Origin of the sequence: Maribacter sp. UBA3344 (assembly GCF_002362375.1) — a bacterium.
Classification (GTDB): Bacteria; Bacteroidota; Bacteroidia; order Flavobacteriales; family Flavobacteriaceae; genus Maribacter; species Maribacter dokdonensis.
The window spans coordinates 128,191-150,048 of record NZ_DERI01000026.1 but is presented as its reverse complement, the minus strand read 5'-3'; the positions used below and the strand labels follow the sequence as shown (position 1 = coordinate 150,048).

The 21,858-nt window shown below is 36.7% G+C and carries 21 protein-coding genes; 12 read left to right on the top strand and 9 right to left on the bottom strand.

The features are described 5' to 3' along the window. Nucleotide 1: 1 nt before the first annotated feature. Together B2Z27_RS16385 and B2Z27_RS16380 are read right to left on the bottom strand one after the other, a co-directional pair. Nucleotides 2-1,195, bottom strand: coding sequence for an AEC family transporter (locus B2Z27_RS16385; RefSeq protein ID WP_286814447.1), 1,194 nt, complete (start codon nt 1,193-1,195; stop codon nt 2-4). Between the two features lie 123 nt (nt 1,196-1,318). Then, nucleotides 1,319-2,509: a pyridoxal phosphate-dependent aminotransferase gene (locus tag B2Z27_RS16380; RefSeq protein WP_286814446.1), complete on the bottom strand. Its 1,191-nt coding sequence runs from the start codon at nt 2,507-2,509 to the stop codon at nt 1,319-1,321. 480 nt (nt 2,510-2,989) lie between these two features. Between B2Z27_RS16380 and B2Z27_RS16375 the strand changes: the two genes are divergently transcribed. After that, nucleotides 2,990-3,463 carry an Lrp/AsnC family transcriptional regulator gene (locus B2Z27_RS16375; RefSeq protein WP_058104038.1) on the top strand — a complete coding sequence of 158 codons (474 nt, stop codon included), beginning with the start codon at nt 2,990-2,992 and terminating at the stop codon, nt 3,461-3,463. Here the strand turns inward: B2Z27_RS16375 and B2Z27_RS16370 are convergent, their stop codons facing one another. Beyond that, nucleotides 3,464-4,855, bottom strand: a complete 1,392-nt coding sequence (locus tag B2Z27_RS16370) for a Gfo/Idh/MocA family protein (protein WP_286814445.1) — start codon at nt 4,853-4,855, stop codon at nt 3,464-3,466. A gap of 228 nt (nt 4,856-5,083) precedes the next feature. Between B2Z27_RS16370 and B2Z27_RS16365 the strand changes: the two genes are divergently transcribed. Next, the gene (locus tag B2Z27_RS16365) at nt 5,084-5,542 is read left to right on the top strand and encodes a COG2426 family protein (RefSeq protein ID WP_058104328.1); all 459 of its coding nucleotides are present in this window, start codon (nt 5,084-5,086) and stop codon (nt 5,540-5,542) included. A gap of 105 nt (nt 5,543-5,647) precedes the next feature. Continuing rightward, entirely contained in the window at nt 5,648-6,001 is a 354-nt protein-coding gene (locus tag B2Z27_RS16360; protein ID WP_058104036.1) for a hypothetical protein, read from the top strand. 185 nt (nt 6,002-6,186) lie between these two features. Here B2Z27_RS16360 and hutG read toward each other — a convergent pair whose 3' ends face one another. From hutG to hutH, 4 genes are read right to left on the bottom strand one after another with little or no spacing between them, the layout of a single operon-like run. Then, nucleotides 6,187-7,143: a formimidoylglutamase gene (gene hutG / locus B2Z27_RS16355; protein WP_286814444.1), complete on the bottom strand. Its 957-nt coding sequence runs from the start codon at nt 7,141-7,143 to the stop codon at nt 6,187-6,189. Between the two features lie 6 nt (nt 7,144-7,149). Then, the gene (locus B2Z27_RS16350; RefSeq protein ID WP_286814443.1) at nt 7,150-9,150 is read right to left on the bottom strand and encodes a urocanate hydratase; all 2,001 of its coding nucleotides are present in this window, start codon (nt 9,148-9,150) and stop codon (nt 7,150-7,152) included. 55 nt (nt 9,151-9,205) lie between these two features. After that, nucleotides 9,206-10,459, bottom strand: coding sequence for an imidazolonepropionase (gene hutI / locus B2Z27_RS16345; protein WP_286814442.1), 1,254 nt, complete (start codon nt 10,457-10,459; stop codon nt 9,206-9,208). A 4-nt stretch (nt 10,460-10,463) separates the two neighbouring features. After that, nucleotides 10,464-12,038, bottom strand: coding sequence for a histidine ammonia-lyase (hutH, locus tag B2Z27_RS16340; protein WP_286814441.1), 1,575 nt, complete (start codon nt 12,036-12,038; stop codon nt 10,464-10,466). An 84-nt stretch (nt 12,039-12,122) separates the two neighbouring features. Between hutH and B2Z27_RS16335 the strand changes: the two genes are divergently transcribed. Both B2Z27_RS16335 and B2Z27_RS16330 read left to right on the top strand, forming a co-directional pair. Continuing rightward, nucleotides 12,123-13,010 carry a LysR family transcriptional regulator gene (locus B2Z27_RS16335; RefSeq protein WP_286814440.1) on the top strand — a complete coding sequence of 296 codons (888 nt, stop codon included), beginning with the start codon at nt 12,123-12,125 and terminating at the stop codon, nt 13,008-13,010. A gap of 166 nt (nt 13,011-13,176) precedes the next feature. Beyond that, nucleotides 13,177-13,734, top strand: a complete 558-nt coding sequence (locus B2Z27_RS16330) for a nitroreductase family protein (RefSeq protein WP_286814439.1) — start codon at nt 13,177-13,179, stop codon at nt 13,732-13,734. Between the two features lie 9 nt (nt 13,735-13,743). Here the strand turns inward: B2Z27_RS16330 and B2Z27_RS16325 are convergent, their stop codons facing one another. After that, nucleotides 13,744-14,259 (bottom strand): DUF456 domain-containing protein, encoded by a 516-nt coding sequence (locus B2Z27_RS16325; protein WP_074671806.1) that lies wholly within the window; start codon nt 14,257-14,259, stop codon nt 13,744-13,746. Between the two features lie 144 nt (nt 14,260-14,403). Between B2Z27_RS16325 and B2Z27_RS16320 the strand changes: the two genes are divergently transcribed. The 7 genes from B2Z27_RS16320 (at nt 14,404) to hemW (ending at nt 20,860) form a co-directional block, all read left to right on the top strand. Continuing rightward, nucleotides 14,404-14,766: a BlaI/MecI/CopY family transcriptional regulator gene (locus B2Z27_RS16320; protein WP_058104028.1), complete on the top strand. Its 363-nt coding sequence runs from the start codon at nt 14,404-14,406 to the stop codon at nt 14,764-14,766. Next, on the top strand, nt 14,763-16,997 hold the full coding sequence (locus B2Z27_RS16315) for a M56 family metallopeptidase (protein ID WP_244745318.1): 2,235 nt from the start codon (nt 14,763-14,765) through the stop codon (nt 16,995-16,997). The genes B2Z27_RS16320 and B2Z27_RS16315 overlap by 4 nt, the downstream gene beginning before the upstream one ends. 12 nt (nt 16,998-17,009) lie before the next feature. Beyond that, the gene (locus B2Z27_RS16310; RefSeq protein ID WP_210708417.1) at nt 17,010-18,149 is read left to right on the top strand and encodes a tetratricopeptide repeat protein; all 1,140 of its coding nucleotides are present in this window, start codon (nt 17,010-17,012) and stop codon (nt 18,147-18,149) included. Nucleotides 18,150-18,191: 42 nt separating this feature from the next. Next, complete coding sequence (locus B2Z27_RS16305; protein WP_210708416.1) at nt 18,192-18,668, top strand: hypothetical protein; 477 nt, start codon at nt 18,192-18,194, stop codon at nt 18,666-18,668. 5 nt (nt 18,669-18,673) lie between these two features. Further along, the gene (gene ruvC, locus B2Z27_RS16300; RefSeq protein ID WP_058104024.1) at nt 18,674-19,231 is read left to right on the top strand and encodes a crossover junction endodeoxyribonuclease RuvC; all 558 of its coding nucleotides are present in this window, start codon (nt 18,674-18,676) and stop codon (nt 19,229-19,231) included. A 59-nt stretch (nt 19,232-19,290) separates the two neighbouring features. Next, entirely contained in the window at nt 19,291-19,656 is a 366-nt protein-coding gene (locus B2Z27_RS16295) for a four helix bundle protein (RefSeq protein ID WP_210708415.1), read from the top strand. Nucleotides 19,657-19,726: 70 nt separating this feature from the next. Further along, nucleotides 19,727-20,860 carry a radical SAM family heme chaperone HemW gene (gene hemW, locus B2Z27_RS16290; RefSeq protein ID WP_286814438.1) on the top strand — a complete coding sequence of 378 codons (1,134 nt, stop codon included), beginning with the start codon at nt 19,727-19,729 and terminating at the stop codon, nt 20,858-20,860. A gap of 446 nt (nt 20,861-21,306) precedes the next feature. Here the strand turns inward: hemW and B2Z27_RS16285 are convergent, their stop codons facing one another. Beyond that, complete coding sequence (locus tag B2Z27_RS16285) at nt 21,307-21,597, bottom strand: GIY-YIG nuclease family protein (protein ID WP_286814475.1); 291 nt, start codon at nt 21,595-21,597, stop codon at nt 21,307-21,309. Nucleotides 21,598-21,858: the final 261 nt, after the last annotated feature.

The window sequence follows — 21,858 nt, the reverse complement described above, 5'->3', positions numbered from 1 at the left end:
TTTAGCTGGCCTTAGCTTCATTCATTGTTTTCTCGGTCTTATGTTTGAAATCGTTTTTTGCGATGGTCAGCTTAGATTTTGGTTTAACTGATTTTGGTATCTTCTTACGCTCTCTGTCGAGCATAAAACTGGTAGATTTAAAAATATCGGGTGCAAATGTGATCCCTAAAATTATTGCGCCTAGACCAAGAAGTGTAAGCGGGTTAATGAAGTATTCGCTAAATGAGAATATGCCAATTATTAATAGTGTTGAAAAGGGTAGGGAACAAGCCAAAATGTTCAATCCAAAATTAACATCGAATGTAGGTTTTGGCTGTTCGTCTTTTTCTTCCATAGATTGTATGGCACTCATGTGGGCAAAAGGCCAAAAGCTACAGGCACTTTGCGGAAAGACTACTAAAAGTAGAATCATAGCAGGCGTTAATGCAGGTATTGTATAGGCAAAAACACCACTTATTAAAAATGCCAGGCCCATTCTGCGCAACAGCATAGAAAGTATCAATTTAAACTCTCCTTTATTGATTCTTACCGCCATACCTATGAACAAGAGTACTAACGGAGTCATTAAATCTTTAATGCTCAATGAGGTATTTTGAAAAAAGGTTGGCAGTGATGAAAGATCAAGCCCTAAGCCTAGCATGATCAATCCTATGACGATAACCAAGTTAATAGGTTCATTGATCAATGAAATAAATAGTCCTTTAAGCTTACTTTTAGAAGATTCCTGCTTATTGATTACGGAGTTCTTACGATACCAGTGCATGGCTAGCATGTATAGTAAGATAAGCACAAATATCTTGTTTCCAATATCTGCAAGTGCAGCTAAGGCTAAGGTGTCGTCACCTAGGTAAGCTACAATGAATGGAAAGCATGATAGGCCAGGTGCTGTTGAGGGTAACAACATCATCAATGTTCGCTTTTTGCTCTGTTCTTCTTTGTGTAATGATGCAGCTAAGAAGTATTTTGTTGCTGCCAACATTATAAGATTGAAAATTAATGCAACTAGGGGAAACACCAATAAGGTTCCCTTAAGTTCTATTTTTAATAGTGCAACAAAAATAGTTGCAGGTAGTGCAACGCTTAAAATCAGAACTTTTATCCCTTTTAAATCTTGCTTTGCCACTTTCTTTTGAAGTAGTAGTCCAAGTCCTATAATCAGTATTAATTCTAGGGTTTTTTGTAGTGCAAAATTCATGCTGTTGAAAATTTCATTGGGATTTGATGTTGTAAAGTAAATTAGAAATAGCCCAAAGGAGTTGAACTTTGGCTTTGTGTCAAGGCAATGCTTTATATGCCCAACTCCCGGACTAATTCAAACTTAAACGAGCACTTTTTCAAGTGCAGTTGTAAACAACTTCATTTCATCCATAGTGCCCATACTTACTCGGCACCAATTTTTACCATAGATTTCAAAAGCTCTTACACCAACACCTTCGGCGGTCATCTTCTCTAAGAAGGGTTTACCGTCCATTTGTATGGGGAAAATAATAAAGCTGGTAGAAGAAGGCACATATTCAAACCCCAATCTGTCAAGATTTTCATATACATAGTCTCTACATTCTTTATTTAGTTTTCTGGATTTATCTTTAAAGGCAACATCATCCATACTTGCCATAGCAGCGTAAACAGATGGTAAGGAGATTCCCATGCCGCCACGTGTAATTTTTTGAATAATTCCTAGCGTTTCTGGTTGTGCTACAATATAACCAACACGCAAACCTGCCATACCTTGTATTTTTGAAAATGTACGGGCTATGATTACGTCTTTACCTTCATTGATCAATGATACCATACTTTTTTTGGTGGCGTCATCCAAGAATCCTAAATAGGCTTCATCAACAAAAATGGGGGTCTTTTCAGAAACACGAGAGCAAAAATCAATAAGTTCATCATGGTCTGTCATACTACCTGTTGGGTTATTAGGATTACATATATATACCAACTTGGTGTCATCATCTACAGCTGCTTCCATTGCAGCCAAATCATGTGACCAATCTTTTTTAAGTGGAACTGGTTTCCAAGTGGCACCCGTTGCTTCTGCAACTTTAATAAGTGACATATACGCCGGGTCCGCAGAAACGATATTTCCTCCATTTTGAAAGAATACCATGGCGGTTTTTTCCAAAAGATCAGATGAGCCAGGTCCCATCATTATATTCTCTTGCTTAACACCTTCTTCAATTGCAATCTTATCCATTAACTGATATAGTTCTTTCCATGCATAACGATTTCCTTTTGGTGCGTACTCCTGCATGGCAGAAACAGCCATTGGAGATGGTCCATAAGGGTTTTCATTTGCATTTAACTTAGCCGCCAAGGCTAAAGGTTGCATTGGTGATTGTGGTAAATACTCCTTAAAAAAAGGAGTGTAGGGAATATTACCGTTGGCATCTAACGAAATAGGTTGTGACGGAAAAGCCCCGTAGGTCAAATAAGGTGCTGCCATAACTCCTGCAGCTGAAAGAACTCCTTTTTTAAGCCAATCTCTTCTGTTTACTGTTGTTTTCATCTTTGTTCAAGTTTGAAATGTTGGTAATGGGTTGTTTGTTCCTTATAAATAAAGTAACCAAACATCGATTTTATTTATCGATATAAACATGTTCGCTACTATGGTAAATGTTCATGTTTAGTGCTAAACAATATTATTGAATGTTCAAGGATTATGGAAATAGCCTATGCTTACAACGGCTTGTAAATAAAGGTTGTATCGCTTGTTTTATTGAATAATAGTTATATTTTATTTAAAATTATACCTATAATGCAAGAAGTGATTTGTCTTCTGTTGAAAATTTACGGATACGGCATAATTATTCTAAAACCCTCTTTTTATGCATTTGTCAATTTGATTAGAGAATTATAAAGAAAACCTCATTTTTAAGCCTTTTTATTGTCATATAATTACTAAAATTTAACTAATTATAAATTAAATTTGTTAAAATGGATTAAAACCTTGTAATAATTCAATGAATATTTCAAATGATTATGAAAAATGAGGAATAAACTTGATCATGTAGATTTCAGTATTTTAAATATTTTGGCAGAAAATGCCCAGACCCCGTATACAGATGTTGCCAAAAAATTAATTGTTTCTCCAGGTACGGTGCACATGCGAATGCGTAAAATGAGAGAAATGGGTCTTATTACCGGGGCAACCTTAAGTCTTGATTATGCAAAAATGGGGTGGAAGATGACCATATTTTTGGGAATCTTTTTAAGTGAGATCAGTTTATTTAAAAAGGTAATGGAAAGATTGAACGAAATTGAAGAGGTGGTCAAAATACACCACGTAACCGGAAAGTATGACGTCTTTATAAAAATGCATGCAAGGGATAGCTTTCATTATAAGCAGGTATATCAAGACGAAATTCTGAGTATTTCTGGAATACGTGGTATAGAATCTTTTATTTCAATTGAAGAAAACTTGGAACGCCATATCCAATTTGTTGAAACAGAAGAAAATTAACTAGATCAATTTCATTTTAGTAGGATCCCAATTTACCGGTTGTTTTCTAGTATAACTTTCATTTGCCAACAAAGCTGCTCCTGCTGCCCTAAGTCCAAATTTTGGGTCTTGTATTACTTTTCCATTTTCTCTTATGCTGGTAAAAAAATTATAAAAATGGTCATAATGCGCTCCTTTATAATCACGTGGTGCTTGCCAAGTTGTTGATCCCGTAGCCAATTTACTTGCTCTAGTATTTAATTTTTTAGCGGCATATTCCTTTCTTATTTCCGCTTGCATGCCTTCAGTAAATGAAATCATTGAATAACCACTGGGTTCTAAGCCTAGGTTAGAACGGTTTACGGTTACTGAATTTTGTCCAATTTCCATTTCTCCTTCAGTGCCAATTAATTTAAAACCGCCACCGCCTCCACTGCCAGCAATAAAGTTGATGCGAAATGCCGCATTAAAAGGCGAATGTGTTTCTGTTTTTGGGTAGTCATATAATGTAATGGAAACATCTGGAACATCCCTGCCGTCTTTCCAATAGCGTAGCCCGCCTGTAGCCATGGCTCTGTTAGGACCATCTGAGCTAATTACATGATTTAAGGTAGAGAAGGCATGAACAAATAAATCACCGGCTACTCCGGTCCCATAATCTTGATAATTTCTCCATCTAAAAAAGCGGTTATTGTCAAAAGGTACCTTTGGTGCGTTTCCTAAAAAAGTGTCAAAATCTACGGTGTTGTTATTGGCATCCGTTGGTATGGGATATTGCCAAGCACCTTCGGCTGAATATCTATCATTGTACATATCTAGCATTACAATATCACCAATGGCACCATCTTCATATAGTTCTTTTGCCTTTTCATTACCAAGGGAAGCCATGCCTTGGCTACCTATTTGACAGATTTTACCTGAATCTTTTTGCGCCTTTATAATTTCTTGGCCTTGGTTGAAATTTTGAACCATTGGTTTTTCACAATACACATGTTTTCCAGCTTTCAATGCTGCTACTGTAATGGTTTGGTGCCAATGGTCTGGTGTAGCAATCAACACGGCATCAATATCTTTTCTACTTAATATTTCTCGATAATCTCTTGTTACAAAAATATCATTGCCCCATAATTCTTTGGCGCGATCAAGCCTGCCCGTATATAGGTCACAAGCAGCTACAATTTTTACACCATCTACCATTAAGGCGGCTTGTGTATCATATATGCCTTGAATTCCTGAACCAATTAGTGCAATATTTATATGGTCGTTACTACCATACTGATCAAACGAATATTCTCTGTGTAGTAGTTGTACTTTATTTGTTGATGCCGATAATAAATAGGGGGCGGTGCCAAGTGCAGCAGTGGTTAAAGATGCTTGTCTTAAAAATGATCTTCTGGAATTCTTTTGATCCATGTTGTTTTGTGTTGATATTAGTTGTTGTTAGCTATTAAAAATACCAAATAAATGATGTTGCTAGGTTATCATGATTGGATAATTTGAGATTACATGATTTTAAGCGCTAACAATTTTTCAACTTAAGTAGTTTATCTATATAAATTGGTAATTGACAACATTTATGATATAAATGGCAAACAATTTTTCAAGAACAACGTAATTTTGCATTCGCTTAAAAAGAACGTTTTGTTGAAAGATATACTTATAGCAGCACTTTGGAGTATCTCCCCATTAGGAGAGGCTAAAGTTGGTATACCCTATGGTCTACTTCATGGAGTAAATATTTACGTGGTATTGGCAGTTTGTTTTTTAGCGAATGTTCTGGTATTTCCTATCATGATGTTTTTTTTAAATACCGTTAATCGATATTTATTAAGATGGCATTTCTATAAAAAGAATGCGTTGTTTGTGGCAAGACGGGCAAAAACGGGATCTGGTGATAAAATTAAAAAGTATGGGTTTTACGGACTTATATTCTTTGTAATGCTACCAGTGCCGGGTACAGGTGTCTATGCAGGTAGCATTGCTAGTTACTTATTTAAAATTGAAAGAAAGAAAGCTTTTTTAGCGAATACCATAGGCATCTTTTTATCTTCGGTTATCGTTTGGGCAACTACCTTGTTGACCATGAAGGGTATGGCGTAACATTTACCTAGTTATGTTTTTTATTCATTTATTTTGTGGATAACTATACTCGCTAATTATTCTATTACCCTAACAGGTATTTTAAATTTGCACCTTTTTTAAGTTATGGATACCCTTAAAATTGGAGATAAATTATATAATGTTGAGCAGAATGGTTTCAACGATTTTGCCAGATATTCTTTTTCTGAAGTTGTACGATTAACAGAAACACTAGCCGTTCTAAAAAACGGAGTCCGATTAATAAATAGACCTAAACAGTCTTATATTATGGAAGATGTTGGGTATTCCGTTTCTCGTAACAAGGGTACACATTGGCACATTGTGTCTTTAAAAGCCATTAGAAATGCCCAGATAGAAAATGAAAAGATTAAGGTGCATGACTGGTTTGAGAACAAACAATTTACCTTGAAAGAGAAGCAATATATTTATAAGCTTTTTAAGGGTGATGAAGATCAATAATAGGTGTATAGATCTTAGTTTTTACAAGAATTGTACAGACCGTTATTTTTATTAAAAAAGCTTTATTACCTTTACAGCGTTGTGTTGTGTCTCAAAGAATATTTGAGGCAATTGTGTTTATCGGATTTAACCGATAGAACCCAATGAAAGGCTTTCCATTAAGGGAGGCTTTTTTTGTTTTTACCCTAAATTTTATGAATAACATAGTGTACTAAAGACGCAGCAAGTTTTGCAGTTTGGTCGTCTATATCGTAATTGGGGTTTAGCTCTACAACATCCAATCCCAATAATTTGCCAGATTCAATAATCAACTTTAAGCTTTCTAGTACAATATCTGGAGAAAAGCCCATAGGTGATGCCGCGCTTACACCTGGTGCGTAGGAAGAAGAGAATCCATCAAGATCAATGGTAGTATAGATATAATCTACATCCTCCATGAACTGAATAAGCCTTAGTTGAACATGTTCTAAATAATTAATGTTAAAATGCTCTTGAAGTAGATAGTTGACATTGCGCGATTCTGCAAAATCAAAAAGGACTCTGGTATTTGCGTCTTTTCGAATACCTAAGGCCATATATTTTATAGATTCGTTCTTAGCTTCCTGTTCTATCGCAATTTGATAGAATGGAGTGCCAGAATTGTTGCCGTCAGTGTTGGCTCTCAAATCAAAATGTGCATCAAAATTGATAATACCTAATTTCTTATCTGGCTTTAAATATTTTTTTAGTCCGTTGTAATGACTATAGGCAAGATCATGGCTGCCACCAAGTACTATTGGTTTAGCACCTTTGTCAAGTAAAGAGGTGATTGTATTGGATAAATCTTCTTGTAAAGCCTCAAGGTCATCTTCTTCACATTCTAAATTTCCAAAATCAAATAATTGTGAGTTTTCTTTTAAATGATTGGTCATTTTACCCAACTGTTTTCGAATAGCGTTGGGTCCAAATGCAGCACCAATTCTTCCTAAATTACGTTTAACACCTTCATCACTACTATAGCCTAGTATGGCAATGGTTTTGTGCTCTGGTGTAATGATAGGATCCTTTATACTTGAGAATCTAATTTTCTCATGTAAATAGAGTTCTTCACCAGATACTCGACCAAACCAACTTTCTTTATTTGCTTTAGTGTAATGTGACATATATTGTTAGAATAATTTATCAATAAGTTGGTCTTCTACTAAGGTAGGGAATGTTACTTTAAATAATTTCGTTCTTTCCATTTCTCGTTGTAATGCAAACATTGCTTCTTTGTTTCTTGCCCAGCTTCGTCTTGCAATACCATTGTTGACATCATAAAACAACATGTTTTTCAATTTTCGCTCTGCATCTGTAGAGCCATCTAGTACCATACCGAATCCGCCGTTGGTGACTTCGCCCCATCCTACGCCACCACCGTTGTGTATAGATACCCAGGTTGCACCTCTAAAGCTATCGCCAATGACATTGTGTATGGCCATATCTGCTGTGAATTTACTGCCGTCGTAAATATTACTAGTTTCTCGGTATGGCGAATCGGTGCCGCTTACATCATGGTGGTCGCGTCCTAAAATTACCGGAGCACTTAATTCTCCATTTTCAATTGCTTCGTTAAAAGCCAAGGCTATTTTTACCCTTCCTTCGGCATCGGCATATAAAATTCGAGCTTTAGAACCCACTACCAATTTGTTTTGTTCTGCTTCAGAAATCCATTTAATATTATCTTCTAATTGTTGTTGTATTTCTGATGGAGCGTCTTTTTTAATCTCTTTTAGCACTTGTAAGGCTATGGCATCTGTTTTTCTTAAGTCTTCCAATGTACCTGAGGAACAAACCCATCTGAACGGTCCAAAACCATAATCAAAACACATGGGTCCTAATATATCCTGTACGTATGACGGATATTTGAAATCTATATTGTTCTCTGCCATTACTTTTGCGCCTGCTCTTGAGGCTTCGAGTAAAAAGGCATTTCCATAATCAAAAAAGTATGTGCCTTTTTTGGTGTGTAGGTTTATAGCATTGGCATGTCTTCGTAGCGATTCTTGAACTTTCGTTTTAAATGCCTCCGGTTGCTTGTTCATCATTTCGTTAGACGCTTCAAAAGTTAACCCAACTGGGTAGTACCCTCCTGCCCATGGGTTATGTAAAGAGGTTTGGTCAGATCCTAGGTGAATGAATAATTCTTCTGCAAAAAATCGCTCCCATACGTCTACCACATTGCCAATAAAAGCCAATGATACTATTTCTTGTTTGTTTTGGGCTTCTTTGGTTCTTTCTACTAAATCATCAAGGTTGTCTATTAATTCGTCTACCCAGCCTTGTTCGTGTCTTTTCTTTGCGGCAAGTGCATTCACTTCTGCACAAATAGTGATGCATCCGGCAATGTTGCCGGCTTTTGGTTGTGCGCCGCTCATTCCGCCTAAACCTGCAGTTAAGAATATTTTTCCGTTGGCATTTTCATCCGCCTTCAGTACTTTTCTAAATGCATTCATTACGGTAATTGCGGTGCCGTGCACTATGCCTTGCGGACCAATGTACATATATGAACCCGCGGTCATTTGACCATATTGGGTTACACCAAGCGCATTGTATTTTTCCCAATCGTCTTGTTTAGAGTAATTGGGAATCATCATTCCGTTGGTAACGACAACTCTTGGGGCATCTGCCGATGAAGGAAACAAACCCATAGGATGACCAGAATAGATATGCAAGGTTTGCTCCTTGGTCATTTCAGATAAGTACTGCATGGTCAAAAGGTATTGCGCCCAATTCTGAAAAACGGCACCATTGCCGCCGTAGGTAATGAGTTCTTGTGGGTGCTGGGCTACCGCTGGATCTAAATTATTCTGGATCATTAACATGATCGCTGCAGCATGACTAGTCCGTGCCGGATATGCTGAAATTGCTCTTGCATGCATATCATAATCTGGCTGAAAACGATACATGTATATTCTACCATATTTTTGCAATTCTTCTGCAAATTCAGGTGCGAGAACGGCATGCCAGTCTGCCGGAAAATAGCGTAGCGCATTTCTGATCGCCAATTTTTTCTCTTCTTTTGAGAGTATTTGCTTTCGGTTAGGAGCATGGCTTACCGTTGAAGAACGCTCCTTTCTTGGAGGTAATTCTGTAGGTATTCCCATTTGTATTTGCGCTTTGAAATCCATTTTTTAAATTTTATACTATAGAATTAGTGCTTTTTAGGAGTACACCCTTTGGGGGCTAGAGGGCTCTGTGCCTATCAAAAACCAACACCCCATTTTTCCATATCATACAGGGCTTTAAATTTCCTTGGTTATAAAGAATATCTTGATAATTATCCGAATGAAAAACGGCCAGGTCAGCTAAATGTCCCACTTCCAATTTACCGCGGTCTTCTAATTTTAAAGCGGCGGCGGCTCTAAAAGTGATTCCTGCCAAGACTTCGGCATTGGTCAATTTTTCAAAAGTTCCCAATATACTGGCTTGAGTCAATAAATCGCCCATGGGGGCAGAACCTGGGTTGTGGTCACTGGCTATGGCGAGTGCTGCACCGGCATCTAATAATTTTCTAGCGGGCGTAAAATTGCACCCAAGTCCTATTGAAGCACCTGGTAAGGCTACGGCTATGGTATCACTGTTTGCCAAAAGATCAATTTCGTTGTCCGTACTAGCTTCAAGATGATCCGCGCTAATGGCATTATAATCTACCGCTACCTTGCTTCCACTTGTTGAAAACTGGTCTGCATGTACGGTGATGTCAAACTTCAGGTCGTTGGCTTTCAAGAAATATGCTTTTATATCTTCCGAAGAAAAAGCGCTCTGTTCTATAAAAGCGTCAATTCTATTTGTTAGATTTTCTTTTTTAAGAACAGGGAATAACTCCTCGCTTATCATTTTTAAGTACGCTGTTTCGGTTCCCTTAAAATCTTTGGGTAACATATGTGCGGCAAGACATGTAGTTATCAATTCGGGCAATGCCACTTTATCGGCTTCTTTAATAGCGCGGAGCATTTTCAATTCTTCATCTACTGTTAATCCGTAGCCACTTTTAACTTCTAGCGTTGTGGTACCGTTTTTTAAATGACGATTGGCTCTTTTTATGGTGTTTTTGGTCAATTCTTCCATACTTGCTTTTCTGGTTTGGGTAACGGTATCCCAAATACCACCACCTGCATGTGCGATTTCTAAGTATGATTTTCCGGCATTTCGCATGGCATAATCTTTAGCGCGTGATCCGCCAAAGCAAATGTGGGTATGAGCATCTATAAAACCGGGTAAGCAAACATGATTTCCTTTTAGTTGATGAATAGCTATTTCTGGGAATTTCAATTTTAAATCTTCAAAATTGCCTATTGCCAAAATCTTTTCATTTTCTAATACCATACCGCCATCATCAATGATCTTTAGTTCATTGTCTAAAATGGCGCCTTTTAGTTTTAGCCCCGTCATGGGAATAATCTGTTTAAACGGACCTATGAGTGTTCTCTGTGTCATGCAACTAGTAATTTTCGAACTCTTCTGAGTGTTTTGTTTTTAAAGATATGTTATGTTCTGCTTGTACGCAGTCTATAATGTTTAGTATTGTCCGATCCTTGATCATTGCAATACCCTTTTCAATATCATCTGCAAATACACGGTCTTTACTGGCAAAGGCAACACGCTCACGAACGGCATTATGAACTTCTTCTAAATAAATGCCCGATTTCAATGGTTTTCTAAATTCAAAAGCTTGGGCGGCTGTCAACAGCTCAATAGCCAATATTTTTTCAACATTGCCAATTACCTGCAATGCTTTTCTACCGCCAATGGAGCCCATACTAACATGGTCTTCTTGACCAAGTGAAGTAGGAATACTATCCGCGCTTGACGGAAAACATAGTCCTTTGTTTTCACTTGCCAAAGCCGCAGTGGTGTATTGTAAGATCATATATCCGGAATTGATACCTGTATCGTTCATGAGTAATTTGGGCACACCGGGACTATTTCCTTCCAGTGAAAGATAAATTCGACGGTCTGAAATATTACCGATTTCCGATGCGGCCAAACATGCATAATCCAAAGCCATTGCTAGAGGCTGACCATGAAAATTACCACCGCTTATGGTCAATTCTTCATTGATGATAACAGGGTTGTCCGTAACCGAATTTAATTCTACTTCCAATAATTCTTTAAGATGTAACCATGCTGTTCTTGAAGCACCGTGAACTTGTGGTATACAGCGAATGGAGTAGGGGTCTTGTACTTTTTCGCAATCTACATGGGCTTCCATAATTTCTGAACCCTTCAGTAATTTTTTAACCCTTTTTGCAACATGAACATTTCCTTTAAATGGGCGTAGCGCATGTAGTTCATTGTAAAATGGTTTTACTGACCCTTGTAGACCTTCTATCATCATAGCGCCAATAACATCTGCCTGAGCTAAAATAGCATGTAATTGTACTACCACTTTTACGGCATGTGCCGCTATAAATTGAGTACCGTTTATAAGTGCCAACCCTTCTTTTGGTCCTAAGGCAATAGGTGCTAACCCTGTTTTTTTGAAAAGTGATGCTGTTGAAATTATTTCACCTTGGTATTGCACTTTACCTAAACCGATTAATGGTAAAAATAAATGGGATAACGGAGCTAGATCCCCAGAAGCACCAACAGATCCTTGGGAGGGGACCACAGGTGTGGCATTGTTTTCAATGTGCCAGATTATACGGTTTAAGGTTTCAATGGCTATTCCCGAATATCCCTTAGCCAGTGACTGGGCTTTAAGAATCAGCATTAGTTTAGCGATGTCATTGTCTACGGGTTCACCAACACCAACGCTATGACTTTGAAGTATGTTGGTCTGTAGAATATTGGTTTCGGACTTTGATATTTTGGTCGTACAGAGCGGGCCAAAGCCTGTATTTATGCCGTAAACTGGATGACCTTTATCTACAATGTTTTGAACTATTTTCCAGCTATCGGCTATTTTTAGTTCTGTAGCTCTGGAAAGTGTTACCGCATATTCATTGTTTACGATCTGCATGGCTTTGCCCGCCGTAAGCCAATCTTCTCCTAATTTAAAGGTCTGTTTCCCCATAGCTTTTGCTTTTCAAGAATTTTATTAAAATTAATATCTATTTTTAATACTTGGTAATATCAATTTTATCATCAATTCATAACTATGAGTAATCAAATAGAATTGCGGCACCTAACGTATTTCTTAGCGGTAGCCCAAGAACTACACTTTAGAAAGGCCGCGGAAAAATTATTTATTTCCCAACCCGGTCTCAGCAGGCAAATAAAGCAAATGGAAGAAATTCTTGAAACCCAATTGTTTGAAAGAAACAAGAAAAAGGTGGGTTTAACACCTGCGGGGCACTATTTAAAAAAAGAGGTTGAATACATATTCAGCCACATGGAAAAAGTAGAGCGTCAATTGAAATTGGTAGGAGATGGTGATAGTGGCGAGTTACGGATAGGTTTTTTGGGATCTGCTATGCAACAGGTAATTCCAAAAATGCTTTTACGGATAAAAGATAATTATCCTAAAGTAAAAACATCTTTAGAAGAGCTTTCTAATTTTGCCCAGGTAGATGCGGTTTTAAAGGATAAGTTAGATATGGGTTTTGTCCGTGTAAGTAGGGTGCCTAGTACATTGGAAATGAAAACGGTATTTACCGATACTTTTTCTCTGGTATTGCCAGAAAGATATCCTATGTTGACCAGAGAGTTTGATGGTATGAATCGATTTGCGAATGAAGATTTTATATTATTTAGTCAGGCTTATAGTCCGCTGTATTATGATACTATTATCAGTATATGTAAAGATGCGGGATTTGCTCCAAAAATTTCTCATAAATCGGTTCACGCGCATACCATATTTAAATTGGTAGAGAATCATATGGGCATAGCTATTGTGCCCACATCTTTACAAAATGGCTTTCAAATGCGGGTAAAGTTTATTGAGTTGAAGGAGATACCCCAAAGAGCTAATTTGTCTGTCATTTGGAAAAAGGAACATACCAATCCTGTTCTTAAGAATTGTATGGAGTTGCTATTGGAAGGATAGAGTGACACTATCAAGTAAACTTTAATACTTATCTAACAGTGAGTGGTCATTTGAAAAGTTAATTTTACTTTTTTTGAGAAAAGAGAAAAGAGAAAAGAGAAAATAGAGCGTGATGCGCTTAACGTATTGCGTGCAAGGAACAAACGAACAACGAACAACGATAATTATGATATTAGATATAATAAAGAAGAGACGATCGGTATTTCCGGTACAATATAATGGTACGCCCATTGAGAGAGCGGATATAGAGAAGGTGTTAGAAGCTGCAAACTGGGCGCCAAACCATAAATGTACAGAGCCTTGGCGATTTAAAGTCATTCAGGGTGATGCAAAGGACAGACTTGGGGCGTTTTTGGCAAAAAAGTATGAGGAGTTAGACCCAAAGCCAAAGACATCCAAGATTAAAAAGTTACAGGAGAACCCAAAAAAGGCAGCTGCTATTATTGCTATTTGCATGCAAAGAGATCCTAAAGAATCTTTACCTGAATGGGAAGAAATAGCAGCCGTTTCTATGGCTGTGCAGAATATGTGGTTGCAGTGCACGGAAATAGGCATTGGTTCCTATTGGTCTTCACCAGGGCTGATAAAACACATGGGCGAGTTTTTAAACCTGGCCAATGGTGAAAAATGCTTAGGTTTCTTCTACATGGGCAATTTTGATGGAGAATTAAATAAGGGTAAACGCGGGTCTATTAAAGCAAAAACCGAATGGATTACCGAGTAATTCCTTTCTTTAGTTGAAGAAAGGAAACAACGCATTACTATGCTCCCATGCTTTTGAAATGAAGAGTCCCAAATAAACTATGGCGACCATGAATTTCAAAAATGTCCCCGTTAAAAAACCTAGAAAAGAACCAAAAGCCGCTTTCGTAGCGGTTTTTTTATCCGCCTTATTTAATAACTCTCCTACCAAGGCACCTACAAAGGGCCAGATAATTATTCCAAAAGGTCCTAGAACTGGGAAAAATAAGGCGACCAATAAACCTATGGTAGTACCAATAACTCCGGCTTTAGTACCCCCAAATTTTTTGGTGCCCATGGCTGGTATTACATAATCTAACCCAAAAACAATCAATGCAATCGCCAAGGTAATGCCCAAGAAGGTCCAGTTCATGGCTATAGCGCTAGTAGAGTAGAGTAAAAGTAGACCTACCCAACTAATTGGTGGTCCTGGTAGTACAGGTAAAAAACTGCCCAGAATGCCTACGAGCATTAAAACAAACCCAAGAACTAATAAAAAAATATCCATTGTAAATAATTAGTGTTGCCTATAAGACTAATATAGGGTGCATTTGTTACATGAAGGGTAATCAAAATAAAATTTTTCAACTATAAAATTAGTTTAAACTAAATATTTAGTTATATTTGATCGTAGAACTAAAAGATTAGTTGAATGAAGCAGTTGACAAAAGCAGAGGAGGAAGTAATGATCGTATTATGGGACTTGCAGAAATGTAACGTAGCATCGATCATTGAAAAATTACCGGAACCAAAACCCGCTTACAATACCGTTTCTACCATTGTAAGAATACTGGAGAGCAAGGGTTTTGTTGATCATGAACAACTGGGTAAAGGCTATTTGTATTTTCCTTTGGTTAAGAAATCTGACTATAGCAATCAGTCCATCAACAAATTGGTAGACGGTTATTTTCAAGGTTCCTTTAAAAGTATGGTGTCATTTTTTATGAAGAAGAACGATATGAGCCTGTCAGAATTAGAATCGGTACTAAATGAAATTAAAAAGGAAAAACCATGATACAATACATTTTTGAGAGCATTGCCTTTCAGCTTCTTTTTCTGGTTGTTTATGATTTTTACTTGAAGAAGGAAACCTTTTTTCAATGGAACAGATTATATCTATTAGGAACGTTTGTATTGTCTTTGATTCTGCCTTGGGTAAAAATTGAAGCTTTTAAGCAACAGGTTCCACAAGCTTTTGCCCAATACCCAGAATATTTATGGAGAATAGAAAATGCTGATGTAGTCGTTAAAGTTCAAGAATCAGCCGGCTGGAATATTACTTGGCAAGAAGGTATTCTTTATGGCGGAATGTTAGTGGCATTGTTGTTATTCGGATTGAAGATTAGACAATTATCTCTCTTGAGAAAGAGCGGAGAGAAGGTTACTTATCCATCATTTACTCAAATTATTATAACAAATAGCAACATAGCTTTTTCATTCTTTACATCGATTTTTATTGGAGACAAGGTGTTGAAAATGAAACACGATACCATAATTGCCCATGAATTGGTACATATAAAACAAGGGCACACGTATGATTTATTGTTCTTTGAGTTTATGAGAGTGGTAGGCTGGTTTAATCCGCTAGTGTACGTATATCAAAATCGTATTTCAGAATTACATGAATTTATTGCCGATGCTCAAGTAACAAAAGAGCACAAATCAGATCATTATGAGCAGTTGTTAGCTCAGGTTTTTCAGACCGAACATATATCATTCATCAATCAATTTTTTACAAAATCATTAATCAAAAAACGAATCGTCATGTTACAAAAATCAAAATCAAAGAAAGTATGGCAGTTGAAGTATTTGCTACTAGTACCAATGGTGTTTGGAATGCTTCTATATACTAGTTGCGAAATGGATAAGACCACAACGGATGGTCAAGATTTAACTAAAAGTGATGAACTGTTAATGGCAGAGGTAAAGGCGGAGATAGAAAAGAATAATTTGGATATAAATTATATAACCACCTCTGGGTTATTAGAAAAATACAATGACCCAGAAACAACCATATCTAAATATGAATTTTTTCAATATGGGGTATTGCAAAGTACAATGTTAAAAAACGTTCAGGAAGGATGGGCAAAAGATCATCCGGAAGAGGAAGCTCTTAATATTGCTTTTATGTTACCATCTACAGAACGGTATAATAATTTTGTAAGTCAAAGAAAAGCATATAAATTATTAGATAATGACTTAAAATCATCGGTTAAAGCATTTGGAAAGGATATTGCTTTTTATGATAACGGTTTAGGGGCTTATCCATCAGATTTTCTTGAATATAAAGTAAGTAATACATCGAAACTTAGTTCAAATGAATTGCAAAAATTCAATGAATTGTTAGTTAGTTTAGAAAATGAACCTGATTATTTAACGAATATCATTCTTTCTGATGACTCAAATGTTTTTTTAATAAAGACCGAAATTAAAGATTTAAGGGGAAGTATTGAGTCTCGAAGTGTGGAGATTGTAAGCGAAGAAGAATTTGAAGATATGGATAATGTCAATGTTGCTTTTGCAATAGTAGAGGAAGTTCCTGTTTTTCCCGGTTGTGAAAATGCAGATGACAAACGAGCTTGCTTTAATGAGAAAATTCAAAAACACATTAGTAAGCATTTTAACTATCCGCAAGCTGCTATAGATGCTAATATTGAGGGGCGAGTAAGTACATTGTTCACCATTTCTTCAGAAGGAACTATAGAGAATATTAAAATGCGAGGTCCAGATAAGTTATTGGAAGATGAGGTGAAGCGTATTATAAAAAGACTACCACAGATGACTCCAGGAAAGCAATCGGGTAAACCTGTGAATGTACCTTTTTCGATTCCGGTTCAATTTAAACTACAAGAGGATAGTGATAGTGCTAATGTTGATGATAAAAAATACATTTATGATAATGATGTACCTTTCAGTGTAGTTGATGAAGTTCCAATTTTCCCTGGCTGTGAAGATGTAGACGATAAGCGCGCTTGCTTTAATGAGAAAATTCAAAAACACATCAGTAAGCATTTTAACTATCCCAAAGCAGCTATAGATGCTAATATTGAGGGTAGGGTAAGTTCTATGTTTATGATTTCTTCAGAGGGAACTATAGAGAACATAAAAATGCGCGGTCCTGATAAATTATTAGAAGATGAGGTAGAACGTATCATAAAAAGGTTGCCACAAATGACTCCGGGAAAGCAATCAGGGAAAGCTGTTAATGTACCTTTTTCAATTCCTGTACAGTTTAAGTTGCAATAAAAAACTAATTAAATGAATCGACTTTTTATAGTAATTCTATTGATGCTAATTGCTAAAGTCGAAGCCCAATCTTCGTCCTTGACTCTTGCCGATAGTTTATATTCAATAGGTAATTATTCTAAGGCAATTAACGAGTATTCTAAAGTTGGCGGACTTTCTGCTGCGCTACAGATAGCAAGAAGTTATAACGCTACTGGCAATTATGAGAAAGCTATCACACAGTATAAATATGTTGTTGAGGAAGATGTTAAAAATCAACTCGCACAATTTGAACTTGGGAAATTATTGCTGAAAGTAAATAGGTTTGAAGAGGCAAAATCAGTGTTTACAAATTTGTCCAATCTCAATACAACTAATCCGGAATTTCTATTTTATTTGGGGGAAGTCAATCGTCATTTAAATGCTACAGACGCAAGTTTAAAACAATACAAAAAAGCAATTAGATTAGATAGTACACATCTAAGAAGTCTGTTTCAGCTTGCAAAACATTACACAATAAAGCAAGAGCGAGACAATGCTTTAACGTATATTTTACAAGGCTTGCGTTATTATGAGAATGATGTCTCGCTCATTAATTTACATGCGTTGGTTCTCTTTAACGATTATCAATATGAAAAGGCTATTCCATGGTTTGAAAAGGTTCTAGAATTAGGGGAGGACAAAGATTATGTGTACGAGAAATTAGCTTTTTCGTATAACAGAAATTGGGAATTTAGTAAAGCAAAAAAAGCTTATCATATTTTGATAAAAAGAGACGATACCAATTCACAGACGTATTTTGACCTTGCGAGTGTTTATCAGAAAGAAAGCAAATTAGACAGCGCTAAAATTTATATCAACAAAGCAATGGAAGTTCAAAAACCGATTTTTGCTAATGGTTACAATCGATTGGCAGAAATAGCACGCGAGCAAAAAGATATTAAATCTGTTTTTGAACTTTATGAAAAGGCTTACCAAGAAGATAGAGCAAACGTTCGAATTTATTACAATTTAGTCACTACCTACGATCAATTTGGTGCCGACTTGCAAAAGAAACTAGCCTATTATCAAATTTTTCTAAAGCGATATCCGAACGAACATCCATATTACTATGAAATGGTCAGAAAGCGTATTTCTGAATTAAAGTCAGAAATCCATTTTACTAAAGATTAAACTCCTCAAAAAAATCGTAATTTCACCCGTAGAACAGGTGTAATGAAACGAGTTATCTATTTTCTTGTGTTAATTCTAATAAGTTCTTGTTCGTTCTTTGATTCTAAACAAAAAAGAACGCAAGAACTTATTAATGAAGAATTAGGCCATATAGATTGGAACAGTGTAGATTCTTATCCTTTTTTCTATAGCTGTGATGAGGCAGTAACCAAAGACCAACAGAAAATTTGCTTTGAAGAAACCTTGATTTCCCATTTTCAAGAAACATTAAATGATTTTGAATTTACCTTAACGGATAAGGAAAGTGAAACCGTTGATGTCATCTTTGTAATAGATACTTTGGGAAAGATAAGAGTGTCCAACATAGAAAAGAATGTATTGGTGCTAGATCAAATGCCAGAATTTGACGGTGTGGTTACCCAAAGCTTAAAGAATCTTCCTAAACTTGCACCCGCTATAAAAAGGGGAATTCCGGTAAATACCAAATACCGTATACCCATTCAATTAAAAACAAACTAAGCATTTTGGCGAACGAAAAAATAATTTTGGGTATTGACCCTGGTACTACTATTATGGGTTTTGGTCTCATTAAAGTGGTGGGTAAAAAAATGGAGTTTGTTCAAATGAACGAATTGCTTCTACAAAAGTATAACGACCCATATACCAAATTGAAGCTGATTTTTGAACGAACCATAGAACTTATAGATACCTATCACCCAGACGAAATTGCGATCGAAGCTCCTTTCTTTGGCAAGAACGTACAGTCTATGTTAAAGCTTGGTAGAGCACAAGGTGTTGCTATGGCAGCCGGACTCTCGCGTCAAATTCCTATTACGGAATATCTTCCCAAAAAAATAAAAATGGCCATTACCGGTAATGGTAACGCCAGTAAAGAACAAGTGGCAAGAATGCTGCAAAGTGTATTAGGACTTAAAACACTCCCTAAAAACCTAGATAGCACGGACGGACTAGCTGCTGCCGTTTGTCATTTTTATAATGAAAGCAGAATTGATGTTGTCGGTAAAAGCTACTCTGGCTGGGATGCATTCGTGAAGCAGAATGAGAAACGTGTTAAGAAGTAGGGTTAAGTTGGCAGTATCAGTTTTCAGTTAGCAGTAACAGTAATAAGTAAAAACGTTTTATGCAATTTCAGGATTTATTGTCTTATAAGAAGTCTTTTGCGCTTGCTATGAAGATATTTCATGCATCAAAAAACTTTCCTAAAGAAGAGAAATATTCTTTAACTGATCAGATAAGACGTTCATCTAGAAGTGTAAGTGCCAATATTGCAGAAGCATATCGAAAAAGAAGTTATCCTAAACATTTTGTAAGTAAGTTAACCGATAGTGACGCTGAGAATTCGGAAACACAAACATGGTTAGAGTTTGCATTAAAGTGTGAGTATATTGAACAAAAAGTGTTTAATGATTTAATAAGTGATAGTGAAGAAGTAGGTAGGCTTTTAAATTATATGATTAATAACCCAAGTAAATTTGGTTCAGAATAAGTACAGAAAACTATTACTGAAAGCAAATACAGGTACTGTCAACTGATACTGCCCACTGAAAACTGATATTATGTCCGGAATCTACATCCACATCCCATTTTGCAAGCAGGCTTGCCATTATTGCGATTTTCATTTTTCTACTACAATGGGGAAGAAAGAAGCAATGGTGAAGGCATTGTGTAAAGAGCTGGAATTGCGCAAAGCCGAGTTTTCAGGTGAACAGGTAGCTACTATTTATTTTGGTGGTGGTACACCTTCGGTCTTAGAGACGGAAGAGATTGAACAACTGATTGCTGCGGTTCGGGAATATTATGATGTTGTGGATAACCCGGAAATTACCTTAGAAGCGAATCCTGATGATTTATCCGAAGAGAAAATTCTACAACTGGCAGCTAGCCCAATTAATAGATTGAGTATTGGCATTCAATCTTTTTTTGAGGAGGATTTAAAGTTGATGAACCGTGCGCATAACGCTCTGGAAGCTGAAAAGTGTTTGCAATTGGCAAGCGCACATTTCGATAATATTTCAATTGACCTTATTTACGGAATGCCTAATATGACCTTAGATCGGTGGAAACAAAATATTGATAAAGCACTAAGTTTCGGTATTCCTCATATTTCAAGTTATGCCTTAACGGTTGAGCCAAAAACGGCATTGGCGAAATTTGTTGAAGACGGATTGATTACTCCCGCTACCGACGAAGAAACTCAAGAGCATTTCAACGTATTGAATGAAACCTTATTGTCAGCAGGATATGATTGCTACGAAATCTCCAACTTTGGGAAACCCGGGTATTACTCCCAAAACAATTCTGCTTACTGGCAACAGAAAAAGTACATAGGTGTTGGTCCGTCCGCACATTCTTTTGACGGTGTGCAACGTGGGTGGAATATCAATAACAATCCCAAATACATAAAATCCATAGCACAGAACATAGTACCCATGGAGGTTGAGGTACTTTCTTCGACCGATAAGTATAACGAGTATGTGATGACGGGCTTGCGTACTATATGGGGAGTTTCCTTATCTAGAATTTCAACCGAATTCGGACCTAAATACAAAGAGTACGTTTTATGGCAAGCTGATAAATTTATAGCAGAACACTTGCTGTTCGTGGATGGTGATATTTTGAAAACCACTAAAAAAGGCATGTTTTTAGCCGATGGTATTGCGGCAGATCTGTTTATGGTGAATTTGAAATAGTACAAAATATGCTGTCAGTTCGAGTGTTTTCTACAAGAAAACGTATCGATAACGGGATTTGGTACACACGGGCTTCTCGATACCCTCCTAAACGGCGGGCAAGCAAATTTCCCCCTGCCTCGAAATTCACTCGAAGTGACATTGGTGCTTGAAATAATCTGTTTGTAAGGATTGAAGTATAACGTACTGTCAGTTCGAGTGATTTTTTATTGAAGTGAAACGGAAATGAAAAATTGTATCGACAACGGGTATTCGAACACGCGAGCTTCTCGATACAAATTTCCTTGTGCCTCGTAAATTCACTCGAAGTGACATTGGTGCTTGAAAAAATCTGTTTGTAAAGATTGAAGTATAACGTACTGTCAGTTCGAGTGGTTTTTTATTGGAGTGAAACGGAAATGAAAAATTGTATCGAGAACAGGTTTGGAACATGAAAGTTTCTCGATTTACCGAAATTTCTTTTTCGCAAGATTCGGTAATTTTTCATATTCCCCAGCTATCAAGGCATTCTTCTTCGCTTGAGACCATTTTTTTATTCGTTTTTCGGTCTCTATAGCCAAGTTAGGATCAGTAAATTCACAATAAAAAGCGAGTATTACAGGTCGTCTTTTGCTTGTGTAACTATCTTTATATTTTCCAGATTGATGAGATTCTAACCTTTGAGTTAGGTTAGAAGTTATTCCGGTATAAAAGCTTCTGTCAGCACATTCCAATATATAAACATAGTAAGTTATCACATTTTCAATATACGATTTAGATAGTAACAAAAAAGTTCTCGATACAAATTACCTCGTACCTCGTAAATTCACTCGAAGTGACATTAGTGCTTGAAATAATCCGATTTTAAAGATTGAAGTATAACGTACTGTCAGTTCGAGTGTTTTTTATTGAAATGAAACGGAAATGAAAAATTGTATCGAGAACTGGATTTGGAACACTCGAGCTTCTCGATACCCTCCTCAACGGCGGGCAAGCAAATTTCCTCGTGCCTCGTAAAT